The 24,945-nt window shown below is 72.2% G+C and carries 17 protein-coding genes; 12 read left to right on the top strand and 5 right to left on the bottom strand.

The window, feature by feature from the left end; all coding sequences use genetic code 11:
- Positions 1-184 precede the first annotated feature (184 nt).
- A complete protein-coding gene (locus ACTWOL_RS05750; protein ID WP_474294981.1) occupies positions 185-895 on the top strand; it encodes a GntR family transcriptional regulator in 711 nt (236 codons plus the stop codon).
- 130 nt (positions 896-1,025) lie between these two features.
- On the opposite strand, the gene ACTWOL_RS05745 is transcribed toward ACTWOL_RS05750, so the two are convergent.
- Positions 1,026-2,312 (bottom strand): hypothetical protein, encoded by a 1,287-nt coding sequence (locus tag ACTWOL_RS05745; protein WP_474294979.1) that lies wholly within the window; start codon positions 2,310-2,312, stop codon positions 1,026-1,028.
- 320 nt (positions 2,313-2,632) lie between these two features.
- Between ACTWOL_RS05745 and ACTWOL_RS05740 the strand changes: the two genes are divergently transcribed.
- The 3 genes from ACTWOL_RS05740 to ACTWOL_RS05730 all read left to right on the top strand — a co-directional run bounded on the left by ACTWOL_RS05740 (position 2,633) and on the right by ACTWOL_RS05730 (position 10,284).
- A complete protein-coding gene (locus ACTWOL_RS05740) occupies positions 2,633-4,159 on the top strand; it encodes a hypothetical protein (protein ID WP_474294976.1) in 1,527 nt (508 codons plus the stop codon).
- A gap of 118 nt (positions 4,160-4,277) precedes the next feature.
- A complete protein-coding gene (locus ACTWOL_RS05735) occupies positions 4,278-5,189 on the top strand; it encodes a hypothetical protein (RefSeq protein WP_474294974.1) in 912 nt (303 codons plus the stop codon).
- A gap of 49 nt (positions 5,190-5,238) precedes the next feature.
- A complete protein-coding gene (locus ACTWOL_RS05730) occupies positions 5,239-10,284 on the top strand; it encodes a hypothetical protein (RefSeq protein WP_474294972.1) in 5,046 nt (1,681 codons plus the stop codon).
- A gap of 431 nt (positions 10,285-10,715) precedes the next feature.
- Here ACTWOL_RS05730 and ACTWOL_RS05725 read toward each other — a convergent pair whose 3' ends face one another.
- Positions 10,716-11,078 carry a hypothetical protein gene (locus ACTWOL_RS05725; RefSeq protein ID WP_474294970.1) on the bottom strand — a complete coding sequence of 121 codons (363 nt, stop codon included), beginning with the start codon at positions 11,076-11,078 and terminating at the stop codon, positions 10,716-10,718.
- Between the two features lie 649 nt (positions 11,079-11,727).
- Here ACTWOL_RS05725 and ACTWOL_RS05720 point away from each other — a divergent pair.
- From ACTWOL_RS05720 to ACTWOL_RS05705, 4 genes are read left to right on the top strand one after another with little or no spacing between them, the layout of a single operon-like run.
- A complete protein-coding gene (locus tag ACTWOL_RS05720) occupies positions 11,728-14,466 on the top strand; it encodes a sensor histidine kinase (RefSeq protein ID WP_474294969.1) in 2,739 nt (912 codons plus the stop codon).
- Positions 14,463-14,897 carry a roadblock/LC7 domain-containing protein gene (locus ACTWOL_RS05715; protein WP_474294967.1) on the top strand — a complete coding sequence of 145 codons (435 nt, stop codon included), beginning with the start codon at positions 14,463-14,465 and terminating at the stop codon, positions 14,895-14,897. The genes ACTWOL_RS05720 and ACTWOL_RS05715 overlap by 4 nt, the downstream gene beginning before the upstream one ends.
- An 11-nt stretch (positions 14,898-14,908) precedes the next feature.
- Positions 14,909-15,340: a DUF742 domain-containing protein gene (locus tag ACTWOL_RS05710; RefSeq protein ID WP_474294965.1), complete on the top strand. Its 432-nt coding sequence runs from the start codon at positions 14,909-14,911 to the stop codon at positions 15,338-15,340.
- Positions 15,321-15,932 carry a GTP-binding protein gene (locus ACTWOL_RS05705; protein WP_474294963.1) on the top strand — a complete coding sequence of 204 codons (612 nt, stop codon included), beginning with the start codon at positions 15,321-15,323 and terminating at the stop codon, positions 15,930-15,932. The genes ACTWOL_RS05710 and ACTWOL_RS05705 overlap by 20 nt, the downstream gene beginning before the upstream one ends.
- A 102-nt stretch (positions 15,933-16,034) precedes the next feature.
- On the opposite strand, the gene ACTWOL_RS05700 is transcribed toward ACTWOL_RS05705, so the two are convergent.
- Positions 16,035-17,222: a lipid-transfer protein gene (locus ACTWOL_RS05700; RefSeq protein WP_474294962.1), complete on the bottom strand. Its 1,188-nt coding sequence runs from the start codon at positions 17,220-17,222 to the stop codon at positions 16,035-16,037.
- A complete protein-coding gene (locus ACTWOL_RS05695; RefSeq protein WP_474294960.1) occupies positions 17,222-17,689 on the bottom strand; it encodes a Zn-ribbon domain-containing OB-fold protein in 468 nt (155 codons plus the stop codon). Before ACTWOL_RS05695 ends, ACTWOL_RS05700 begins: the two co-directional genes overlap by 1 nt.
- A gap of 192 nt (positions 17,690-17,881) precedes the next feature.
- Between ACTWOL_RS05695 and ACTWOL_RS05690 the strand changes: the two genes are divergently transcribed.
- Positions 17,882-18,703 (top strand): M15 family metallopeptidase, encoded by an 822-nt coding sequence (locus tag ACTWOL_RS05690; RefSeq protein WP_474294957.1) that lies wholly within the window; start codon positions 17,882-17,884, stop codon positions 18,701-18,703.
- Between the two features lie 73 nt (positions 18,704-18,776).
- Positions 18,777-19,367 (top strand): NUDIX domain-containing protein, encoded by a 591-nt coding sequence (locus ACTWOL_RS05685; protein ID WP_474294955.1) that lies wholly within the window; start codon positions 18,777-18,779, stop codon positions 19,365-19,367.
- On the opposite strand, the gene ACTWOL_RS05680 is transcribed toward ACTWOL_RS05685, so the two are convergent.
- On the bottom strand, positions 19,358-21,745 hold the full coding sequence (locus tag ACTWOL_RS05680; RefSeq protein ID WP_474294953.1) for a glycoside hydrolase family 31 protein: 2,388 nt from the start codon (positions 21,743-21,745) through the stop codon (positions 19,358-19,360). The genes ACTWOL_RS05685 and ACTWOL_RS05680 overlap by 10 nt on opposite strands.
- A gap of 199 nt (positions 21,746-21,944) precedes the next feature.
- Here ACTWOL_RS05680 and ACTWOL_RS05675 point away from each other — a divergent pair, with 199 nt between their 5' ends.
- Together ACTWOL_RS05675 and ACTWOL_RS05670 are read left to right on the top strand one after the other, a co-directional pair.
- Positions 21,945-23,915 carry an acetoacetate--CoA ligase gene (locus ACTWOL_RS05675; protein ID WP_474294951.1) on the top strand — a complete coding sequence of 657 codons (1,971 nt, stop codon included), beginning with the start codon at positions 21,945-21,947 and terminating at the stop codon, positions 23,913-23,915.
- 97 nt (positions 23,916-24,012) lie between these two features.
- Positions 24,013-24,936: a hypothetical protein gene (locus tag ACTWOL_RS05670; protein WP_474294949.1), complete on the top strand. Its 924-nt coding sequence runs from the start codon at positions 24,013-24,015 to the stop codon at positions 24,934-24,936.
- The last annotated feature ends 9 nt before the right edge of the window (positions 24,937-24,945 follow it).

The following is a 24,945-nucleotide window of genomic DNA, read 5'->3' as shown; positions in this document are numbered from 1 at the left end:
GATGTGCGCCGCCGTCAGGGGTTGTGACGCCGACCACAGCTAACGTAGAGGATTGTTCAACGATCCGACAAGAGGCATGTTGTCCTGTTCCGATTTCTGCGATTGAATCCCCACAGCGTCGGCGGGGCCCGGGGCGAGGGGGGCCACGATGGCCGGAACGGCCGGAACGGAAGGCGCTGTGACGATGGCGGAGTCCGATGTGGGCCAACTCGCGGACGACCGCCCGATGCTGGACCGCACCAGCACGGCCGAGCGGGTGGCGGACATCCTGCGCACCCGGATCGCCGAGGGCTTCTTCCCTCCCGGTACGCGGCTTTCCGAGGACAGCATCGGGGGCGCGCTCGGCGTCTCACGGAACACCCTGCGTGAGGCCTTCCGGCTGCTGACCCATGAGCGGCTGCTCGTCCACCAGCTCAACCGCGGAGTGTTCGTGAAGGTTCTCGCCGTCGAGGACGTGGAGGACATCTACCGCACCCGCAGACTCGTCGAGTGCGCCGTCGTGCGCGGACTCGGCCGGCCCCCGTTCGCTCTGGACGGTCTGCGATCCGCCGTCGCCGCCGGTGAGCGGGCGGCGCGCGAGGAGGACTGGAAGGGGGCCTCCACGGCGAACATCCACTTCCACCGGGAACTCGTCTCGCTCGCGCGCGGTGTCCGCACCGACGAGCTCATGCGCGGCGTCCTCGCCGAACTCCGGCTCGCCTTCCACGTCGTGGACGACCCACGGGCGCTGTATGAGCCCTATCTCGTGCGGAACCGGGAGATTCTTCACGCCCTTGCAGAGGGAGAAGCGGACCGGGCGGAGGGACTGCTCGCCGCTTACCTCGACGACTCCCGCGACAGGCTCGTGCGGGTGTACGCGGGGCTGGTCCGTGACGGGAACACGGTCGCGCGCTGAGGAAGATCGCGGCGGGTCCCCGGGGCGACCGGGCGGTCGCCGGTCACAGCACTAAGGGCGGTCATTTGGGTGCCGAACGCGGCGGGCCCGCGTCCCCGGAGGAACGCGGGCCCTTGACTCACCGTGTGTGTCAGGCGTCGGCGCCGGCCTTGCGGCGGCGGACGACGAACATCGCTCCGGCGCCGACCGCGACGGCCAGACCGCTCGCGAGGGCCACCGTCGGCATGACGCTGCTCGAGCCCGTCGTGGCGAGCGAGCCGTCGGACTTGGCCGTCTTGTCCACCGCGGTGTCCGCGGTGCCGCCCTGAGCGGTCGGGGCGTTGGACCCGCCCTTGCCGTCCTTCCCGCCCTTCTCGGCCTCGGCGTCCTCGACCTTGCCCGGGTTGCTGCCCTTGGGCAGGATCCGGAACTCGTAGAAGTCGACGTCCGGCGTGCCACCGCAGGAGTCGTCCTTGTTCACGTAGGTGCCCGCGACGAAGGCGGCGCCCTGGCCGGCCGGGACCCTGGAGTCGACCTTCAGGCGCAGCTTGACGTCCACCGAGGAGTGCGCCTTCAGTGAACCGACGAACAGGCCCATGTCCAGGTCCACGTCCTCCCAGTTGGTGTGGGCGGCGGTGGACCACTTCAGATTCAGGTGCTTGTCGAGTTCCTTCAGGCCCTTCGAGTCGAAGGCGTGAACGGCGGCGTACGGGTACACCTCGTCCATCGTCTTGCCGGTGCCGTTGGTGACACGCAGGGTGAAGTCGACGGTGGTGCCGCCGACGACCTTCTTCGGCAGACCGCGCACGACGGTGGTGAACTTGGGCTCGGGGACGCAGTCCTCGGCCGCAGCCTCGGCGTCCGCCAGCGCCTTTTTCGCGGCCTTCAGCTGCTTCTTGGCGCCCCGCTCCGCGTCGCCGGCGGCGGAGAGGAGCCCGGCCTTGGCGATCCGCTCGTTCTGGCGAGCCTGCTCCGCCTCGGTCCGCTTGGCGTCCGCCGCCTTCTTGGCCGCCGCGGCGGTCTCGGCGGTCTTCCTGGCCTCGTCCAGCGCCTGCTGCGCCGCGGCCTTCTCCTCGTCGGTGGCGGCGTTGTCCAGCTTGGCCTGCGCATCCGCGACGGCCTTGTCCGCGGCCGCAGCGGCTGTGGCCGCTGCTTCGGCGGCCTTCTTCGCCTCCGCTTCGGCGATCGCGAGCGGGTGCGCCGGGCCGTCCACGGCATCGAGGGCCTTCCTGGCCTCGGCGGTCGCGGCCACGGCGTCGTCGTAGGCCTTCTGGGCCACGGAGACGGCGAGCTTCAGCTGCTCGAGCGTCGGCTGCTCACCCTGCGCCCGCGACGCGGCCGGCTTCTCGTCGGCGAAGACGGCGGGGGCGGACAGCAGAACGACCGGTGCGGCCATGGCGGCGGCGACAGCGGTCGCGAGGACACGGCGATTGTTCAAGGCAGACCTTTTCTGGTCGGTAAAAGACGAAAGGGGCAAAAAGGCTTGGGGGCGCCAGTCGCGTCTGCGGAACGGTCACGCGGTGCGACGAGACGAGATCGTATGACCAGCGCAGACGTGGGTCGGAGCGGTTTTCCGCACCCCTGAACGGCGGGAATGCAGGACCGGGCGAACAAACTGCCCAAACATGACCAGTTGCCCAGGGAGGCTGCACATTTTCTGTGACCCATGTCATCGGCGGTCGGGCTTCCTCCGCCGCGTCCCCCGTCGTATCTGCGCTGTTTCGACCGTTGTCAGTGCGAGGACCTAGTCTGTGCACCGTGACTTCGCCTGCCTCGACGGAATTCGTTCCGCCCCAGCTCAGCACGGGGCCGCGGCCCGCGCAGGGCCCGGCTGCCGACGAAGGGCTGGCGCGGCGGCTCCGCGCGCTCGCGTGCACGGCGCCGCTGCACGACCTGGACGCCCGCAAGGCGAATCTGGCCGGTGAGTATTCGGTGTACGCGATGGCCGAAGTCGCCCTCGCGGCCATCGACCTCGTCACGCTCCACATGGACTTCGACACCGGCGCCGACCACGACCAGATAGTGGCGAAGGTGCTTCCCCGTATCGCCGCGCAGGCTCCCGCGCGGCCCCTCGCCGAGCACGAGCGGGTCGCACGCTGGGTGCTGGAGAACCTGATCAACGTGGGAAGCGTCGACCGGGGCTTCCGTGCCGTCTACGGCACCTTCGGCCCCGACGGCGTCTACGTACGGCGGGACTACGACTTCAAGCTGATCGAGGAAGTCCCCGGCTACGGCGGAAGCGTGTACCTCCGCGCGACGGACGAAGCGGTCAACGTACTCGTCGGAGCCCTCGACACCGACGTCACCAGCGCCCAGATCGCGGCCGAGGTGAAGCTGGAGGTCCTGATCAGCAGGGGTCGGCTCGCCGACGCCCAGCTGGCGGCCGAGCAGGCCCGCTACCGCACCGTGCAGTACGCCGAGACGCTCCGCAGGACGCTCGAGGCGACCCGGCGCAATGTGCGCGCGGTCGACTGGCTGAACGACGTGCCCGACATGATCGCCGAGGCACTCGACCACGTCGCCGACCGGTACCGCCATGAGAACGCGATCCTGACGAACATCCGCAAGGCACGCGACGAAGCAGAGGACCCCGAGCACAAGCGCCGCGCGGCCGAGCTCGTCGACATCGTCAAGGACTGCATCCGCCGCCACACCCAGCTCCAGTCCCGGCTGCTGGAAGCCGGGCCGCTGTTCCGCGCCGAACAGGACCGCCAGGCCTTCGCGGCACCGGCCGCACAGGCCGGGATCGATCTGTACGGGCACCTCGTCGCCCCCCTGCTGCCGCTGCCCGTCGAACAGGCCACCAGGGTCACCGATGTGTTCTTCGCCCGCGGTACCGGGCTGCGCACACCGGCGTCGGTACGTCTGGGCGATCTCGTCGAGATGCTCCTCACCCCGCCCGTGGAGCGTGAGCACCTCGGCGCCGAGATGCCCGAGCCCGACCTGATCGCGACCCCCGACGACAGCCGCTTCAGCGAGGAGCAGCTGGCCACCGCGATGGAGCTGCTCGATCTGGAGCACGACGCTCCCCGCAGGCTCTCCGGACTGCTCGCCGAGGCCCGCCGCCGTGACCCGGATCTTCCCTATCTGGTCGCCCTCCTCGCCGTCCACGCCGCGAGCCCTCCGGTGGGCACGGCCTACCGCCAGGGCGAACAGCGCCTGCTGTTCGCGGTCGACGACGGCACCGAGCTGGAGGACCCCGAATTCGGCGGGGCGGACCTGATAGTGGGGACGGCACTGCTGGACGCGGCCGGTATGGCGGCGGACCGTTCGGAGGCGGCGTGATCGCGTCGCCCCCGGACACGGGTCCCGAGCCCCAGGGCCGGGCGGACCGGCCATCGCCGTCCGCCGCCGGCCCCGCCCCCACCGCAATCCGTCACCACAGCACCGAGGAGCAGCAGTCGTGAGCGACCAGCACGCGGAGCACACCGCCGCGTGGAGCGAGCCGGGCGCGCCGCAGGGCCCGCCCGCCGGGCCCATCTCCGCGGCCTCCGCCGTCACGCCCGCCGATGCGGCGGACGGGGCGCGGCTCGTCGCGTTCGGACTGCAGCCCAAGCTCCTGCCCGCGCGTGACGCCGAATACGCGGACCTGCTGCGGCGCTATCGCGAGGAGCCCGCCTTCGCCCGGCTCGCCGACGCCGTCGCCACCGGACTCGGGCTGGTCGTCCTCGAAGTGTCCCCGCGCGCGGGCATGGCCGTCACCGCGGCCGAGGACTCGGTGTTCGCCGTCCGCATGGGCGACTACGCCCGGCGCGCCTCCACCGACTCCGCCGACCGCTTCCTGCACGGACTCGCCCATCTCGCCGTGGCCGCCATGGCCTTCCCGCGCCCCGAGGACCTCGCCGACGACGGCTACATCGGCCGGATCACGGTCAACGGTGTCGACGCCTTCGTCCGCCAGGCCTGCACCCGGCTGGAGGAGCGCGCCGAAGATCAGGGGCGGAACACCGACCCCGCGTCGGACGCCCCCGGTCTCGAGGCCGCCTGGCGCATCTACGCGCGCCGCAGCGCCACGGGTGCCACGAAGGACGCGAGGCGTCTCGCCGGTTCCACCACGGGCATCGTCGGCAAGGCCGTCGCCTTCCTCACCGACTCCGGCTTCCTGCAGCGCACCGGCGACGACGCCGGAGGCGCGTACCGCACCACCGCCCGCTACCAGCTGCAGGTGCGCGACATGGCGGGCAGCGCGGCCATGGCCGAGCTGCTGGAGCTCGGCGTGGTCCCCGTCACCGACGGCACCGCCACGCTCGTGCCCGCGCCCGACGCGGACGACCTGGAACTGGCCGCCGACGCCGGTCTGCCCTTCCACGCCTGAACCACGCTCGAAGCCCGCCCGAACCTTCCCGAGAACGACGAGAGCCCCCATGTACGAGTTGTCCCGGGTCCGCCTCTACTCCATCGGGCCTGCCGGTGCGCGCTACGCCGACACCGTGCTGGACCTGCGCGGAGTCGGCGAGCCCGTGCCGGACCCGGCTCCCATGCAGGCCGAGTTCTTCGAGGCGGAACCGGTCGGCCCGCCCCGCCGCCCGGCCCCGGCGGGCGTCCTCTTCCTGGAGAACGGCGGCGGCAAGTCCGTACTGCTCAAGCTGATCTTCTCCGTGATGCTGCCCGGCCACCGCAACACCCTCGGCGGTGCGAGCTCCGGTGTGCTGCGCAAGTTCCTGCTCGCCGACGACTGCGGCCACGTCGCCCTCGAATGGCAGCACACGCTCACCGGCGAACTGGTCGTCGTCGGCAAGGTCAGCGAGTGGCGCGGGCGGCAGGTCTCCAACGACCCGCGGAAGTTCGCCGAGGCCTGGTACTCCTTCCGGCCCGGCCCGGGACTCAGCCTGGACTCCCTGCCCGTGGCCGAATCCAGCGCGGTCCGCCCCAGCGCCGAGGGGGCTTCGGGTGCCCGGGGCCGCCGCCGCACGATGAAGGGCTTCCGGGACGCGATCACCGAGGCGGGCAAGGCGTATCCGCACCTCGACGTGCACTGGGAGGAGATCCACGACCGCTGGAACGAGCACCTCGGCGACCTAGGACTGGACCCCGAACTCTTCCGCTACCAGCGGGAGATGAACGCGGACGAGGGTGAGGCCGCCGGTCTCTTCGCGGTCAAGAAGGACTCCGACTTCACGGACCTGCTGCTGAGGGCCGTCACCGACACCCGCGACACCGACGGGCTCGCCGATCTGGTCGCCGGCTTCGGCAACAAACTGGGACGGCGCGCCGAACTGACCGCGGAGCGCGACTTCACCGCGGGCTCCGTGGATCTGCTCGGCCGCATCGTGGAGGCGGCCGGGACGCGGACGCGGGCCCGGGACATCCACGCGGGCTCCGAGCGCCGCACCCGTGCCCTCGCCCGCAGGCTCTCCGCCCGTGCGGGCACGGAGCGCGCCCGCACCGCGGAGCTCGCACGACAGGTCACCGCCGCGGCCCACACCGTCACCGAGGCGGAGCGGGAGCGCGGCCGCAGCGCCCTCATCGCGGCCGAACTGGCCTACCGGCATGCGTCGCTGGCGCTCGCCGCGGCGGAGAAGGGCGCCGCCGCGCAGCGCCGCGAACTGACCGACGCGCGTACCCTGCAATCCGCCTGGCAGGCCGCCGAGGCCGTGCTGCGGCACCGGGCCGCCGCCGACCGTTCGGCACGGGTCGCCGCCGCCATCCGCGAGGCCGAGCGGGACGCCGCCCCCGCACTGGCCGCCCGGGGCAAGGCAGCAGCCGACCTCGTCCGCGCCCTCCACGCCGCGGCCGAGGACGGCGAGCGCCTCGCCAACGAGGAGGAGGAGCGCTCCGCCGCCCTCCAGGAGGCGGGCGAGTCCGCCCATCGCGACGCCACCTCCGCCGCCACCGAGGCCCAGCGCGCCCGCAGCGAGGCAGGCCATCTGCGCCAGCGGCTTGCGGAGGTCGCACAGGAGACGGCGGAAGCCGTCCGGGCCGGCTGGCTCGACGACACCGCGCCCGACGCCGACCCGGCCCGCGCCGCTCTCGCCGCGAGCGACGCGGAGAAGACGGCCGTCGCCGCCTGGGACGTGGCCCGCGAGGCCGCCCGCACCGCGGCCGACCGTGCCCGGGAGGCCGCGGCGACGGAGACCCGGGCCGAACTGGCCGCCGCCCGCGCGGCCGACGCCGCCCAGGCCGCTGAGCGCGCCCATGCGTCCGAGCATCGCGCCGCCGCCTCGATCGCCGAGTCGCAGCGCCTCGCGGAACTGCTCAGCCTTCCGTCGGCGCCCGTTACCCCGGCCGTCCCGGGCCCGCGGCGCGGCGGCTCGACGACGGCCTCCGGACACGACTCCGCCACCGGCCGTACGACGTCCACGGGCGGGACGACCGGATCCGCGGGGGCACCGGCCCTCCGGTCGGGGAGCGAGCCCACACCGTCCGCGCCGACGAACCCCGAGGCCGCCCTGGAGTCGGCGGATTCCGCGTCAGGACCCGGCATCGGCACGAACGTGAAGCCCCCTGGAGCCCCTGGAGCGACCGGTTCGGCGGACGGGGCCGACGGCGGCCCGGTCGCCACCGGGGCCGATCTGCCCCAGCCCCCCACTGCGGACACCGCCGCGAGCGACGGCACGGACCCGGCGGGGGACGGGGCCCCCGCCGCCGGACCCGCCAACGGATCCCACGAGGGCCGGCGGGCACCCGTCCGGCCCGACGAAGGCCCGCTGACCGCCGAGGAGCTGGACCGCTACGCGGACGAACTGCGCGCGTTGCTCGAGCAGGGGCTCTCCTCGGCCGAGCGGCACCTCTTCGACCTGAGGACCGCCGCGGCCGACGACGCGCGCATCCTCGGCGCCCTGGGTGACGGCGGGCTGCTGCCCCCCGGCCCCGATGTGCTGGCGACCGTCGAGTTCCTCGGTGAGCACGGCATCCCCGCACTGCCCGGATGGCGCTATCTCGCGCAGGCAGTCGACCCCGTCGACCACGCCGCCGTACTGGCCGCACGCCCGGAGCTGGTGGACGGTGTGGTGATCACCGACCCCATCTCGTACACGCGTGCCCGTGAAGTCCTGTCCGCTGCCGCGCTGCTGCCCCGTTCCGCCGTGGCCGTCGGCACCGCCGCCGCCCTGCTGGCTCCCGTCCCGGGGCAGGCCACGGGAGGGGACACCGAGGTGTTCCTCGTTCCGCCGAACCCGGCCATGCACGACGAACACGCCGCGGACGAGGAACGCCAGGCACTGCGCGCCAGGGCGGCAGCCAGGGACGAGGAGATCCGCGAGCTGGCGGCCCGGCTCGCCGAGGACCGGGCGCTGGCCGCCCGCATCGCCTCCTGGCGCGCCGACTGCCCGCCCGGCATGCTCGCCGATCTCGCCCATGCCGCACACACGGCCAGGCAGACCGCCGAGGCCGCCGGGGAAGCGCTCGAGGAGGCCCGCGCCGCACGGGCCGATGCGGACGAGGCCGCCGCCGACACCACACGCGTACGCGACGAGCGACAGGACGCGGCCCAGCGTGCCCGCCGTGCGGCCGACGCACTCGCCGGGCTGGCGTTCCGGCTCAGGGAACGGGCCGGCTGGCAGGCGAAGCAGCGTGAACTCGCCGACGACGCCGCCGAGTCCGAGGCTCGTGCCGCCACTTGCCTGGAGCGCGCGCGGGCCGCCGACGAGGACCGCAGGGCCGCTCAGCGGGCCGCCGACGATGCCCGCCGTACCTCCCGCGCCCTGCGAGCGGAGCGCGCCGAGATCGCCGGTGCGCCCGAGCAGCTGCCGGACGCGGATCCCGACGCGCCCCGGGTGCCCCTGCCCGCCCTGCGCGAGGCCTACCGCGCCGCCTCCCAGCTGTACGAGAAGGTCGGTGTCGGCGCCGACCTGCGGGCCGAACAGGCCCGCGCCGAGAGCGACGAAAGCGCCGCGCTGGGCCAGCTCGACCGGCTCACCAACAAGGTGCGCACCCGTGCCGCCCAGCTCCTGGAAGGCACCGACGGCGCCGACGGCCCCTCCCGGCAGGCCGCCGCGGCGCGTGCCGAATCACTGGTGCAGATGCTGGAATCCCGTGCGTCCGAGGCGAGCGAGAAGCTGGGCCGCCTCCGGGGCGACGCCGAGCGCCTTGCCCCGGAGGACGGCGACGCGCACACCGGACTGCCCGACGAGCTGGTGCCCGCCGACGCCGAGCAGGCCCAGACGCTGCTGCGCGCGGCCACGGCCGAACTGGCCGGCCACACCGAGGCGCTGGACACGGCTCGCGCCGGCCATGCGGAGCTGCTGCGCACCCACCGCGCCGCCGAGGACGCCGCGGGCGGCTTCGACGAGACGGCGGCCCTGCTGCGTGATCTGCTCCGTGACCACACGGAGGACGAGCAGGAGGAGCCCGAGCCGTACCCGGACGGCCTGGAGGAGGCCCGGCGCTCGGCCGCCGAGGCCCGGCGCTCGCTGCGCGGCTGTGCGTCCGACCTGTCGGCGGCCGAGGCCGCCGTGCGCGACGCGTGCGATGTGCTCGTACGCCACGCCAACGCCACCCGCTACGAAGCGGTGCGCACCCCGGCCCGCCAGCAGATCCGCGAACTTCCCGCAGCGGCCCTGCCCGAGCACGCAGCGAAGTGGGCCGACGCGTTCGCACCGCGGCTGCGGGTCCTCACCGACGAGCTGGCACAGCTGGAGCGCAACCGCGACTCGATCGTGGACCGGTTGCGGGGCCTGGTGGAGTCCGCACTCACCACTCTCCGTTCGGCACAGCGGCTGTCCCGGCTCCCCGAAGGCCTCGGAGAGTGGTCGGGCCAGGAGTTCCTCCGCATCCGCTTCGAGGAACCCGACCAGGCCACCCTCGTCGAGCGGCTCGGCGAGGTGATCGACGAGGCCACCCGTGCGGCGGTGAGGAAGAACTCCGACCTCCGGCGCGACGGGATGTCCCTGCTGCTGCGCGGCGTCCAGGCGGCGCTGCAGCCGAAGGACATCGCCGTCGAGATCCTCAAGCCGGACGCGGTGCTGCGTGCCGAGCGGGTCCCTGTCGGGCAGATGGGAGACGTCTTCTCCGGCGGACAGCTGCTCACCGCGGCGATCGCCCTGTACTGCACCATGGCGGCCCTGCGCAGCAACGACCGCGGCCGGGACAAGCACCGGCACGCCGGCACGCTGTTCCTGGACAACCCCATCGGGCGGGCGAACGCCACCTATCTGCTGGAGCTGCAGCGCGCGGTGTCGGATGCCCTGGGCGTCCAGCTGCTCTACACCACGGGCCTGTTCGACACGACGGCCCTGGCCGAGTTCCCCCTCGTGATCCGGCTGCGGAATGACGCGGACCTCCGGGCGGGCCTCAAGTACATCAGCGTCGAGGAGCATCTGCGGCCGGGGCTCCCGCAGCAGCGCACCGAAGGAGAGTCCGTACACGGCGAGATCACCGCGACGCGTATGTTCAGGCGCACGCCGGACCAACCGGCGGACGCCGAACGGCCGGGACAGGAGGCCGGAGCCGACCCGTCAGAAGCCCCCTAGCAGCCGGTCTGCTGCCTCCCGTGCTGTGACCGGACAGGTGCGAGCGAGGGCCGTCCCGCCGCTGCGCCGGCTCCCCTCGCGGGTCCCGGCCGAGCATCCGGTCCCCGGACCGGTGAGCAGCCGTCCGTCGTGACGTGGGCCCGTCCTCGCCACAGGCGGGGCACCCGCCCGATCAGCCCGTGAAGCGGCATCAAACGAGGCGGATCCACACCGTGTTGCCACCGTAAGCATCACCGGCGTCGGCAACGAACCGCACGGCCTCACGGACGGCGGGGTCAGGGTCCGAGCACACCACGGCAAGCCCCACCGTCCATGCCTCTTCGCGTATGGCGAGAGGTGCTGGCCCTGATTCCGTGGTCTCACCATGATCCCGCGGGTGCGGTGCCCTGACTCCGGGGCCGGACCCGCGGGACTCGCGGTCAGTTCGCCGCTCAGGCCTGCGACAGCCTGCGGCCCGTGTCCCGCCGCCGTATCCGTGCGGCCCCGCGTGCCGCGGTCCGGGCCGCCCGCCGGGCGCGCCGTCGCTCGCGCCGCAGCTGCCGGGCCGTGCTGCTGGGCTCCGAGACCACCCCGTACCGCTGGTTCCACACCTGACGGGTGACCCATACGTCGAGCACGGCCCAGGTCGCCATGACCGTACTGCCCACGCTGGCGAGAACCAGCGGGAAGGCCAGCCACGAGCCCGTGACGGTGAAGAAGAACGCCATCAGCGCCTGCGTCAGGGTCACCGCCGTGACGATGACCGCGCGCACGGCCGCCGTGCGCACCGGATCCGGCAGACGCCTGCGTCCCACGGGCTCTTCGACCCAGATCCGCCCGTACGCACGTGTCTCATTCCCTGTACTCCCCGTATTCATCGTCCGCGATCACTCCCCACCGCTGTCCGACTGCAGGGTGGCTTCCCGGATTCGGCACCGATAGGCCGTCAAGTACCGGACAGACACATGGAATGTCCCTCCACGTCGCCCTGTGAAGCCTGCCCCGGCCCGGTCTGCGTCGCACACGGCCGGTCCGGGACGGGCTCGCCGTCCGGGTGGTACAGCGGACCTCCGCTGCGTACACAGCGTGCGCCGCACACCCCATGCGCCCCGGGCGCCGCGCCTCGTTCATCCGGAAGACCTGGCCCGGCAATCCCCTGCAACTCCTGTTCCCCATACGGAAAGACGAACGATCCGCGCAAAAGATTCCCCAGGGACCGAAGAATTCCGGCCATCCCTTCGGGAACGGAATGTCGCGTTCTGCCTGGTGTCCTCGGCCACACAGGGAAGACGCAACTCCATGGATACCAGGACAACCCATGATCAACGCAGCGGCCCACGGCCGAAAAACGTGCGGACGCGCCTTCGAGTTGTCAGTCTGTCAGTAGTAGGCTCGCGCCGATTCTTGAGGCAGACACAAGCGGAATCACGTCCGCTCACCGCGGGCGCAGATCTGGGGGAGGCCATGCGCTTTCGCGGGACGTCCATCCGCAGGAAGATCGTGGCGTTGCTGCTGGTGCCCCTCGTGTCCCTCAGCGCGCTCTGGGGATTCGCCACCGCCATTACCGGCCAGGAGGCCAAGCAGCTCCTGGACGTGGGCTACATCATCGAAAAGGTCGGCAGCCCGCTCGAGGACACCGTCCGCGTCATCCAGAAGGAGCGCCGCCAGACCCTGGCCTATCTCGCCGACCCGCGCGCGTCCGACGGCCTCGCGGCCCTGCGCCGCCAGCGCGCCGCCACCGACGCGGCCGTCGCCGAGATCCGGCGCAGCGCGGGGGACTCCGGCGTTCAGGACTCCATACGCCCGGACGTCGCCCAGCGGCTGGATTCCCTGCTCGACGCCCTCGACGGACTCGGTTCGCTGCGGCGAAACGTGGAGCAGAACGCCATCACACGCGCGCAGGCCCTCGAGTTCTACAACCGTCTCGTCGACCCCTGCTACACCTTCCTCACCTCGCTGCACGCACTCGAGGACGTGGAGCTGGAGAAGCAGGGCCGCGCCCTCGTCGGGGTGGTGCGCGCCCGCGAGCTGCTCTCCCGGGAAGACGCGCTGGTGACCTCCGCGCTGATCGCGCGCCGGATCACGGCCGATGAGGTCCGTGCCGTCTCCGACCTCACCGCCAACCGCAAGCTGCTCTACGAGATCAGCCTCGAAGTCCTGCCCGCGTCCGAGCGTGAGGAGCTCGAGCAGTACTGGCGCAGCCCGGACACCCAGCCCCTGCGCGAGGCCGAGGAGAGGCTCATCGCCGACGGGCCCGCGAAGAACCCCCGGTCCGTCGACTCCCCACGCTGGGAGGAACTGGCCACACCGGTCCTGGACGACCTGGCGCGCCAGAGCACCGAAGCGGGCCAGCGCTACCGGGACCGGGTCGAACCCGCCGCCTACAGCGTCCTCGTCAAGGCCGGAATCGCCGGAGTGCTCGGCTTCCTCGCCCTGCTGGTCTCGCTCGTGGTCTCCACCAGGATCGGCCGTGACCTCGCACGTTCGCTGTCCCGGCTGCGCAAGGAGGCCCACGAGGTATCCGGCGTCCGGCTGCCCAGCGTGATGCGCCGGCTCGCCGCGGGCGAGAGCGTCGACATCGAGACCGAGGCGCCGCCCCTCGAGTACGACAAGGACGAGATCGGCCAGGTCGGCCAGGCCCTCAACACCCTCCAGCGGGCGGCCGTCGAGGCCGCCGTCAAGCAGGCAGGTATGCGCCGCGGGGTCTCCGAGGTCTTCGTCAACCTCGCGCGGCGCAACCAGGTCCTGCTGCACCGTCAGCTGACCCTCCTCGACTCCATGGAACGGCGCACGGAGGACACCGAGGAGCTCGCGGACCTCTTCCGGCTCGACCACCTCACGACCCGGATGCGCCGTCACGCCGAAGGCCTGGTGATCCTCTCCGGCGCCTCTCCCTCGCGGCAGTGGCGCAAACCGATCCAGCTGATGGACGTGGTCAGGGCCGCGGTCGGCGAGGTGGAGGACTACGAACGCATCGAGGTGCGCAGGCTGCCGCGGATCGGCGTGGCCGGCCCGGCCGTCGCCGACCTCACCCACCTCATCGCCGAACTGCTCGAGAACGCCACGGTCTTCTCGCCGCCCCACACCGGTGTGCAGGTACACGGCGAGCGCGTCGCCAACGGCTTCACCCTGGAGATCCACGACCGGGGACTCGGCATGGCACCCGAGGCGCTGCTCGACGCGAACCTCCGGCTGGCCGAGACACCCGAGTTCGAGCTCTCCGACACCGACCGGCTCGGCCTGTTCGTGGTCAGTCGGCTCGCCCAGCGGCAGCGCGTCCGGGTCTCGCTCCAGCCGTCCCCGTACGGGGGGACCACGGCAGTGGTCTTCATCCCGGCCACGCTGCTCACCGACGCTCCCGACACCGAGGGCACCGGCTTCCGGCTCGACCGCAGGGGCGAGCGCCCGGCCCAGGTCGGGGAATCGGACCGGGACCACGGTCGCCGCAGCACGGACGGCGGCAGGGTCAGGGCCCTCACCCAGGTCCCCACCGGGCGCACCGGCCCCGTGGTGCTCGACGGCCCCGTCGAACTCGAAGCGCCCGTGGGCACCCTGGGCCTGGAGGACCGTCCCGCCGTCGGCAGCGGGGACATCGAGGACACCGAGAGCGAGCGCGGCGGGCTCTTCCGTGCCCGTGACTTCCTGCGCCCGTCCGCCGACGAACAGCACCAGCAGGCCAAGGACCAGGCCCCGGAGCGCCACCGCGGCCCGGTCCGGCGCCCCTCGGGCCCCATCCCGCTGCCCCGGCGCAAGCCCCCGACCCTGGTCGCCGACCACGGCCGCAGGGTGGACGGACCCGGCCGTACCCACCCGTCGTCGGGCCGGCCGGAGAGCAGGGTGAAACGGCCCGCGACGGACGGAACGACCCCCCTGAACGGGGAACAGACACCACCCGCCGACGAGGCGGACCGGGGCGTAAACGCCGGCGAAACCCCGGCCGCACCCTCGATCGGAGGCCTGCCCCGCCGGGTGCGCCAGGCCAGCCTCGCCCCCCAGCTGCGGGGTGACGCATCCGGCGCCGAACCCGCGGGGGACAGCGGGAACCCGGCCGGCGTGCCGGAGCATGAACGGGATGCCGAGGAAGTACGCGACCGTATGGCGTCGATGCAGCGCGGCTGGCAGCGCGGACGACGGCAGAACGCCGAGGACGGCACCGGCCGCGAGACAGCACAGGGAACCACATCGGAGGGGAACGGTCGATGACCGCACCGAACGCCGCAGCAAACGACGCCACCAAGAGCGGCGAGCTCAACTGGCTCCTGGACGAGCTGGTCGACCGGGTCGGCGCCATCCGCAAGGCACTTGTGCTCTCCGGCGACGGCCTCGCGACCGGCACGTCCGGGGATCTCACCCGTGAGGACGGCGAGCACCTGGCCGCAGTCGCCTCCGGGTTCCACAGCCTTGCCAAGGGCGTCGGCCGGCACTTCGACGCCGGACAGGTCCGCCAGACCGTCGTCGAACTCGACGAGGCCTTCCTGTTCGTCACGGCCGCCGGTGACGGCAGCTGCCTCGCCGTGCTGTCCGACGCCGACTCCGACGTCGGACAGGTCGCCTATGAGATGACACTGATGGTCAAGCGGGTGGGCGCCCACCTCGCCACGGCACCAAGGACCGGGCTGACCTCCGGAGGGTGAGTGGAAATGAGATGAACGACGCCGGACAGCACACTCAGGAGCTCGACAACACCGCAGAGGCCCCGCAGCCGCACCACTGGTTCGACGACGACGCGGGGCCGGTGGTCCGTCCGTACGCCATGACCCGGGGCCGCACCAGCAGCGCGACCCGTCAGCGGCTGGACCTGATCGCGCTCGTCGTCCCCGAACCGGCCGCCGAAGATCCCGGCACGGACCAGATGCTCTCCCCGGAGCATGTCGAGATCATCGAGCGCTGCGGCACGATTCCCCAGTCCATCGCCGAGCTCGCCACCGGACTCGACCTGCCCGTCGGGGTGGTCCGGGTCCTCGTGGGCGATCTCGTCGAGGACGCACTGGTCCATGTAACCCGTCCCGTCCCACCGGCCGAACTGCCGGATGTGAGCATTCTCCGCGAGGTGATCGATGGTCTTCGGGCGCTCTAGCCGCGAGGATGTGCAGCGGCCTGCCGAGCCGGTGACCCTGAAGCTCCTGGTGGCGGGAGGCTTCGGGGTGGGCAAGACGACTCTCGTCGGCGCGGTCAGCGAGATCAAACCGCTGCGCACCGAGGAGACGCTGAGCGAGGCGGGCCGGCCCGTCGACGACCTCGAAGGCGTGGAGTCCAAGAAGACCACCACCGTGGCCATGGACTTCGGCCGGATAACGCTCCGCGATGACCTGGTGCTGTACCTCTTCGGCACCCCCGGTCAGGACCGCTTCTGGTTCCTCTGGGACGAGTTGGCCCAGGGCGCGCTCGGTGCCGTGGTGCTCGCCGACACCCGCCGCCTGGAGGACTCGTTCGCGGCCATCGACTACTTCGAGCGCCGCGGGATTCCGTTCACCGTCGGCGTCAACTGCTTCGAGGACGCGGACCGTTTCCCGACGGAGACGGTACGGGCCGCGTTGGACCTCGATCCGGAGGTCCCGCTGATGATGTGCGATGCGCGCGAACGCGAGTCGGTCAAGTCGGTCCTGGTGGCGGTGGTCGAGCACGCCCTGGTCCGCTCCATGCGCGAGCGCGAGCCGGCCGCGACCTGAGCCGGACAGGGCCCGTACCCCCGAATTCCCGGGGTACGGGCCCTCCATGAGAAAGCCGCCAGAGCCGCCAGAGCCGACGGAAACGCCGGGTGACCGGCCGCCTCAGCGCACGGCGACGACCGCGGAACCATGCCCGAACAGGCCCTGGTTCGCGGTGATCCCGGCCCGCGCCCCGGCCACCTGCCGCTCGCCGGCGGTACCGCGCAACTGCCATGTCAGCTCGCAGACCTGGGCGATCGCCTGAGCCGGTACCGCCTCGCCGAAGGACGCCAGACCCCCGCTCGGATTCACCGGCAGGCGTCCGCCGATGGTGGTCGCACCCTCCCGCAGCAGCTTGGCGCCTTCACCGGCCGCGCACAGCCCGATGTCCTCGTACCACTCCAGCTCCAGTGCGGTGGACAGGTCGTACACCTCGGCGAGCGACAGGTCCTCGGGCCCGAGCCCTGCCTCCTCGTACGCGGAGCGGGCGATCGACGCACGGAAGCCCAGCGCGGGCGGGTCCACCGCGGCCGCCGAGTCGGTGGCGATGTCGGGCAGATCGAGGACGGTCCTCGGGTAGACGGGCGTCACGGTCGAGACCGCGCGGATGCGCACCGGATCGGCGACCCCTCGCCGACGGGCGTAATCGAGGCTCGACAGCAGGAGCGCCGCGCCCCCGTCCGAGGTGGCGCAGATGTCCAGCAGCCGCAGCGGATCGGCCACGACCGCGGACGCGGCGACATCGTCGGCGCTCACGACCCTGCGGTAGCGGGCATACGGATTGAGCGCTCCCGCCGCCGCGTTCTTCACCTTGATCTGCGCGAAGTCTTCGAGCGTGTCGCCGTGCAGTGCCATACGGCGCCGTGCGTAGAGCGCGAAGTACGCCGGATTCGTGGCTCCCAGCACCCGGAAGCGCAGCCAGTCCGGGTCGTCGGGCCGGTCGCCGCCGGCCGGTGCGAAGAACCCCTTGGGTGCGGCGTCGGCGCCCACCACCAGCACCACGTCCGCCTGACCTGCCAGGATCTGGGCCCGTGCGGTGCCGATGGCCTGGGCGCCGGATGCACACGCGGCGTACACACTGGTCACCCTGGCGCCCTGCCAGCCGAGTGCCCGCGCGAACGTCGCTCCCGCGACATAGCCGGGATAGCCGCCGCGGACGGTGTCGGCCCCGACCACCGACTGGACGTCCTGCCAGTCGACACCCGCGTCGTCCAGGGCGGCGCGGGCGGCGACGGTTCCGTACTCGACGAAGCTCCGCCCCCATTTGCCCCACGGGTGCATACCGGCGCCGAGGATCGCGACGTCGTCCATCACACGCCTCCCACCGGTCGCCACCACCAGGTCGTCCGTGTGGTCTCCGCGTCCTCGTCCAGGACCCCGGGCACCACCTCGACCTCCATCCCGACGGCGAGATCCGCGACCGTCACTCCCGGGGCGGCCTGGCCGAGGACGACCATGCGCTCCTGCTCGAGCTCGACGGCGACCAGGGTGTACGGCTGCCACTCCACGGCCGGATCGGAGACATAGGGCGCGGGGGGACGGTAGCGCCCGTCCGTGTACGACCAGATCCGCCCGCGCTTCGACAGCGGGACTTCCACCAGCTCGCCGCCCCGGCAGTGCGGATTGCGGCAGGAGAAGTCCTCACGCGGGAAGAACACGGCAGAGCAGGCGGAGCAGCGGGTGCCAAGCAGCCGGAACGCCTGAGAGGCTCTCCCTTCGCACTCGTCCCCTTCTTCGGTGAACCATCCGGCCACCACCGGTGTGCGTGTGCGTGCCACGGCCGAACCCTCCCTGACCGCCGGTCCCAAAATTCTGATGCATCGTCAGAAAGTCTGCCACGGCGGGACGGTGGTAGGCCAGACGCAGTCGCGGGGAAGAGGGCACACCCGCGCCACGCCGGGCAGGGGCACACGGGTGGTCCCCGTGCACAGGGCTGGCCCCCGGCCACCCGTTCCTGATAGACGGTGCACATGAGAGGACGCGCTTCTTTACTCGGTGCCCTGGCCCTCACGGCCGCCGCCCTGCTCACCGCAGGAGCCGCCGCAGCGGAACCGCCGCCCGCCGTCCCGGCCGTCCTGCCCGAGCCCCGGGCTCCCCGGGACTTCGTCGCACTGCGCACCGTCGACCCCACGATCCTCCAGGAGATGCGCTACACCACGAAGCACAACTTCATCGGCGAGCCCGTCGACGGATACCGCAAGCCCCTGTGCATCCTCACCCGCCCCGCCGCCCGGGCCCTGCGCAGCGCCCAGCGCCGGCTGCTGACGCGCGGCTACTCCCTCAAGGTCTACGACTGCTACAGGCCGCAGCGCGCCGTCGACCATTTCGTTCGCTGGGCCAAGGACCTCGACGACGAGCGGATGAAGCAGGAGTTCTATCCCCAAGTCGACAAGTCAAGACTGTTCGAGGACGGCTATATCGCCGAGAAGTCCGGACACAGCCGGGGCAGCACCGTCGATCTCACCATCGTCAAGCTGCCCGCCAGGAAGACCCGGCCCTACGTCCCCGGCGAGAAACTGGCGCCCTGCCACGGCCCGCAGAGCGAACGCTTCCCCGACAACTCCATCGACATGGGCACCGGATTCGACTGCTTCGACACCCTGTCACACACGGACGACCCGCGCGTGCGGGGAATCCAGCGCGCCCACCGGCTGCTGCTCAGGCAGACCCTCGCCGAAGAGGGCTTCGTCAATCTGCCCGAGGAGTGGTGGCACTTCACCCACAAGCCCGAGCTCTTCCCCGACACCTACTTCGACTTCCCGGTGGATCGCAGCTCCCTGGCCCGGCCCTGACCAACGCGGCCCGTCTTGCGCGGACAAGAGCGAGCCTGCCCGCGCGGCACCGTCCCCGCGTTACAGTCCGCGAGTGACCGAGCCCCGCGAGCCCCAGGCACCCACGTCAGGAACCGCAGAAACGTCAGTAGCGACAGGGACCTCAGGAACCTCCGTCCCCGTCACGGACTCCCACTGTTCGAGCTGTGGAGCCCGCTACCCGGACGGCACCACCGGATGGCCCCGCACCTGCCCCGTCTGCGGTGACATCGCCTATCGCAACCCCCTCCCCGTCGCCGTCGCCCTGCTGCCCGCGACCACGGAGCGCGGCACCGGACTCGTCGTCATCACCCGCACCATCGAACCGCGGCGCGGAGAGATCGCACTGCCCGGCGGATTCATCGACCACGCCGAGGACTGGAAGGACGCCGTCGTCCGTGAACTGAGGGAGGAGACCGGCATCGAGGCCACCGCGCGGGAGGTCCGGCTGGCCGACGCCCTCAGCTCACCCGGCGGCCATCTGCTGCTGTTCGGCCTGCTCCCCGAGCGCCCGGCGGACCGGCTCCCGCCGTCCGCGCCGACCGACGAGACCGAGGGCTGGCACCTCCTCCACGAGCCGGCCGAGTTGGCGTTCCCGCTGCACACGCTCGCCGTGCGCCGCTGGTTCGCGGGCGACTACGCCTGAGCGGACCGGATCCGTACCGGCCGCGTCGCCCTGACCGCGCCCCCCGGTGTCACCCGCTCCACGACGACCCGGTCACCGGCCAGCCGCGAGGTGTACCGCTCGACCTCGGGCTGCGGCGCCGACCCGTCGCCGGAGTCCTCCACGACCAGCCCGCCGCCGGTGCGCCCCGGCACCGGCTCCCACACCTCCAGGACGATGCCGCCGTCCTCACCCCGCACCGGGATCACCGCACCCGCCCGTGCCAGCACGGGAATCCGCGACAGCGGCGCGTCCAGCAGCACCTGACCCGGGCCTTCGTGCGCCTGCCCGGTCACGGTGTCGTACCACCGGCCGCGCGGCAGCCGCACCGCACGCCGGTCCGCACCCCGCTCGAGCACCGGCGCCACGAGCAGCGCCTCGCCCAGCAGGAACGCGTCCTCACAGTCGCGCAACGCACGGTCACCCGGGGCGTTCCACCACACAGGCCGCACATACGGCGCCCCGGTGAGGCGGGCCAGCTGGGCCAGAGTCATGAAGTACGGGCGCAACCTCTCCCGCTCCAGCAGCGCGGCCTTCGCATGGCCGAGCACCTCCGGGCCGAACTCCCACGGCTCCCTGCGTCCCGCGTCGATCGCCGCATGCGTACGGAACAGCGGCAGATACGCGCCCAGCTGGAACCAGCGCAGAAACAGTTCGGGCGAAGGACTGCCGTCGAAACCACCCACATCCGGCCCCGAATACGGCACCCCGCACAGCCCGAGCCCCATGACCAGCGAGAGCGAGGCACGCAGCCCCGGCCAGCCCGTCGACACATCTCCGGACCAGGTCCCGCCGTACCGCTGCATTCCCGCCCAGCCGGAACGCGAGAAGAGGAACGGCCGCTCCTTCGGCCGCAGCCGCCGCAGTCCCTCATAGCCCGCCCGCGCCATCGCGAGCCCGTACACGTTGTGTGCCTCGCGATGGTCGCCCCCGTGGCCCTCGAGCGCGTGCCGAGCCGAACGCGGCAGCGTCATATCGCCGAAGGGCGAGAACGACACCGGCTCGTTCATGTCGTGCCACACGCCCGAGAATCCCTGGGCCAGACGCTCCTCGTACAGCCCGCCCCACCACTCCCGCACCCGCGCGTCGGTGAAGTCCGGATACACGCACTCACCCGGCCACACCACACCGAGCACGTCCCGGCCGCGCGCGTCCCGCACGAAGGCACCGGCCGCCGCCCCGCTGTCGTAGACCGCGTTCCCCGCCTCCGCCTTCACCGCCGGATCGACGATCGACACCAGCCGCACCCCGTCCGCGCGCAGCTCCTCGGCGAGGCCCGGCAGATCCGGGAAGCGCTCGCGGTCGACCGTGAAGACGCGGTAGCCGTCGTAGTGGTCGATGTCGAGATGCAGCGCCGACAGCGGCAGACCACGCTCCCGGTAGCCCGTCACCACCCGGCGCACCTCACGCTCGCTCCCGAAGCCCCACCGGGCGTGCTGTGGGCCGAGCGCCCACGAGGGGGGAAGCGCGGGCGCGCCGGTGAGCGCCGTCCAGCCCCGCAGCACCCGCGCCGGAGTGCCGACGAGCACCCAGCAGCGCAGCGGCCCGCCGGTCGCCCGGACCTCCACGGTGCCCGGCCGGTCGTGGCCGGAGCCCGCACCCTCCTCGCCCTCACTCAGCGTCACGCGGCCGTCCCACGTGTTGTCGTAGAACGCCAGATGTGTCCCGGCGTCCGCGACCACCAGCTGCACCGGCATCGTGATGTAGAGCGGATCGTCACCGGGACCGAAGCTGCCCCTCGGGTCCGTGTTCCACAGCCGGTACGTGCCGTCCCGCAGCCGCGGCCCCGAAGACCGTCCGCCGAGCCCGAAGAACCGGGCATCCGCACCGACCTCGGCGCGCTTCAGCCAGCGCGCCGGACCGCCGCCCACCGGCTCCCACCAGCGAGGCGGCAGCTCCTTGCGCAGCACGACCCCGCCGGGTGTGCGGACCTCCACGGCCCCGTGACGCGACACCGCCACCGTCACCCGCTCCGACACCACCCGCCAGCCGCCGTCCTTGTCGGGCTCCAGCAGGGCGCGCGGATCGGGCGCGGGCGGGGGCCCGGCCAGGGCGTACGACGGCTCGGGCTCCGCACCGTCCCAGCCCCAGAACACAGCGCCGCCCACCGCCACCAGCACCCGCAGCCGCGAACGCGCGAACCGCACCACCCCGCCACCCGGCAGCGGATCGGCCCCGACGACCGCGCCCGGCACCCGCGCGCGCTCGGCGCCACGCGGGGGCAGACCCCACGCGTCCGTGCGCCTGCGGCGCAGGGCAGAGCGCACCGCCCGCAGACCCTGCACCGTGCCGAACACCTTCACCGAGCGCACCAGCTGACGACCGTCCATGGTGATCACGATGCCATTCACCAGGACCACGGCGGGTACCGTTCAACTCCCGTTCACCCATGGCAGCGGCACATGACGAACCAGCCGGCCACGCGAGGTGACCCTGGTGCTGAAGACGATCACATGGCATCGTCCCTTCCAGCGCCAGCCGCGTCACGCGCACACCCACGCCCGTGCGCGGGACACGCCCACCACGCGTAGAACGACACAGCCGCCCGGGAGCCGCTCCATGACCTCAAGCCCTGCCCCGCTCTGGCAGCCCGACGCCGACCGCGTCGCGGCAGCCCGGATCACCCGCTTCCAGGCCTGGGCTGCGGAGCGGTACGGGGCCCCGGCCGAGGGCGGCTACGCGGCGCTGCACCGCTGGTCCGTCGACGAGCTGGAGACCTTCTGGCGGGCGGTCGCCGACTGGTTCGACGTACGGTTCTCGACCCCGTACGAGCGGGCCCTGGGGGACACCTCCATGCCCGGCGCCCAGTGGTTCCCCGGAGCCACCCTCAACTACGCCGAGCACGCCCTGCGCACCGCGGAGGACCCCGCCCGCGCCCATGAGCCGGCCCTGATCCATGTGGACGAGACCCACGAGTCGTCCCCGATCGGCTGGTCCGAGCTCCGCCGCCAGGTCGGGGCGCTCGCAGCCGAGCTCCGCGCCCTCGGCGTACGCCCCGGCGACCGCGTCAGCGGCTACCTGCCCAACATCCCGCAGGCGGTGACCGCCCTCCTCGCCACCGCCGCGGTCGGCGCCGTCTGGACCTCCTGCGCTCCCGACTTCGGTGCCCGCAGCGTCCTCGACCGCTTCCAGCAGGTCGAGCCCGTCGTCCTGTTCACCGTCGACGGCTACCGTTACGGCGGCAAGGAACACGACCGCCGCGACACCGTCGCCGAGCTCCGCCGCGAACTGCCCACCCTGCGTGCCGTCGTCCACATCCCCTTGCTCGGCACTGCGGCCCCCGACGGCGCCCTCTCCTGGTCGGACCTCACCTCCGGGGACGCCGAACCGGTGTTCGAGCAGGTGTCGTTCGACCACCCGCTCTGGGTCCTCTACTCCTCCGGCACCACGGGCCTTCCCAAGGCCATCGTGCAGTCCCAGGGCGGCATCCTCCTCGAGCACTTCAAGCAGATCGGCCTGCACTGCGACCTCGGCCCCGGGGACCGCTTCTTCTGGTACACCTCCACCGGCTGGATGATGTGGAACTTCCTCGTCTCCGGCCTGCTCACGGGTACCACCGTGATCCTTTACGACGGCAGCCCCGGCTACCCGGAGACCGGGGCCCAGTGGGCCATCGCCGAACGCACCGGGGCGACCCTCTTCGGCACCTCGGCCGCCTATGTGATGGCTTGCCGCAAGGCGGGGGTGCACCCCGGCCGCGACCACGACCTCTCCCGCGTCCAGTGCGTCGCGACCACCGGCTCCCCCCTGCCTCCCGACGGCTTCCGCTGGCTCCACGACGAGGTCCGCGAGGACCTGTGGATCGCGTCCGTGAGCGGCGGCACCGACGTCTGCAGCTGCTTCGCGGGCGCCGTGCCCACCCTCCCCGTCCACATCGGCGAACTCCAGGCGCCCTGCCTCGGGACCGATCTCCAGGCCTGGGACCCGCAGGGCAAGCCCCTCGTCGGCGAGGTCGGCGAACTCGTCGTCACCAACCCCATGCCCTCCATGCCGATCCACTTCTGGAACGACCCGGACGGCAGCCGCTACCACGACAGCTACTTCGAGATGTTCCCCGGCGTCTGGCGGCACGGCGACTGGATCACCCTCACCGACCACGGATCGGTGGTCATCCACGGCCGCTCCGACTCCACACTCAACCGCCAGGGCGTCCGCATGGGCTCCGCCGACATCTACGAAGCCGTCGAGCGCCTCCCCGAGATCCGCGAATCCCTCGTCATCGGCCTCGAAGAGCCGAACGGGGGCTACTGGATGCCGCTCTTCGTCCACCTCGTCCCAGGCGCCACGCTCGACGACGAACTGCGCGAACGCATCAAGCGCACCATCCGTGAACAGCTCTCCCCCCGCCACGTCCCCGACGACATCATCGAGGTCCCCGGCATTCCGCACACCCTCACCGGCAAGCGCATCGAGGTCCCGGTCAAGCGCCTGCTCCAGGGCACGGCCCTGGCCAAGGCCGTCAATCCGGGCTCGGTCGACAACCTCGAACTGCTGCGGTTCTACGAGGAGCTGGCCCGCACACGCTCCTGACCCCCACGCGTGATCCCCGCGACGCCCTGACTGTCAGTGCTCACGGTTACGGTGAGTGAGCACTGAGCAACAGTGCTCACGGGGACCAGGGGGAATCATGACCCGCACCAGGCACGACCGGACACCGAACGACACCACCGCCAGGCGACGCTCACTCCGGCGCGCCCTGCGCCGCGAGGCACCGACCACCGTCGGTCTGCTCGTCGACGAGCAGGACTTCGCCGCCATGCGCCGATACCGAAGCTTCGGATTCACCGAGCATCCCGACTACCTACAGCAGGTCGAGGGGCTGCTCAGATCCCTGTCCACCCAGGGTGGCCACACCGCCGTCGCCCTCTTCGACCCAGAGGAGTTCGCCCACTTCTGCGCCAGGACAGGCATCGACCCGGACAGCTCCGCCAGCCGCAGCCGCTACACGGCCCAGGCCGCGGCCGACGGACCCACCGTGGCCTACACGGGCCAGCCCATCGACCATCTGGTGCCCCTGCTCGTCAACCGAACGGCCCGGCAGGCCACCTGGGAGTACGCCACCTCCCTGCTGAACGATCTCGGACCGTGTGCCGACTGTTCCGAGGACGTCGGCCGCGCCGCCTTCGACCGCGCCTCACAGCTCCTGCTGCGGCTCCTCGAGATCGCGGGTCCCGGAGCGCATCATCTGGTCTGCAGCGTGCCCGCAGGCGGCGAGCAGCTCCTGGCGGTGATGCATGCGACGACGGGCACGGGGACCCCGGTCGTGCTCGACTCCACCGAGGGCGCGGAGTTCGCCACGGTCCTCGCCGCCGGCATCGCCCTCGCAGGTCCCGGGGGAGTGGTGCTGCGGACCACCACCGACGATGCCCCCGACCAGGTGCGGGGCTGGCGCCTGTGGGACGGCCGGCTGCTCCCGCTGACCGAGGCCGAGGTCTTCAGCGCGTACTGCACGGACGCGGACACCGGGGAGCCCATCGCCCCCGAGCCAGGGGTCGAGTACCGCGCGGGCTTCGCCCTCGGCGATCCCCCGGGCACGGGCCCGCACCGCTGATCCGGCCCC

It is taken from the genome of Micromonospora sp. IBHARD003, assembly GCF_056106285.1.
This window is presented reverse-complemented; position numbering and strand designations above follow the sequence as displayed.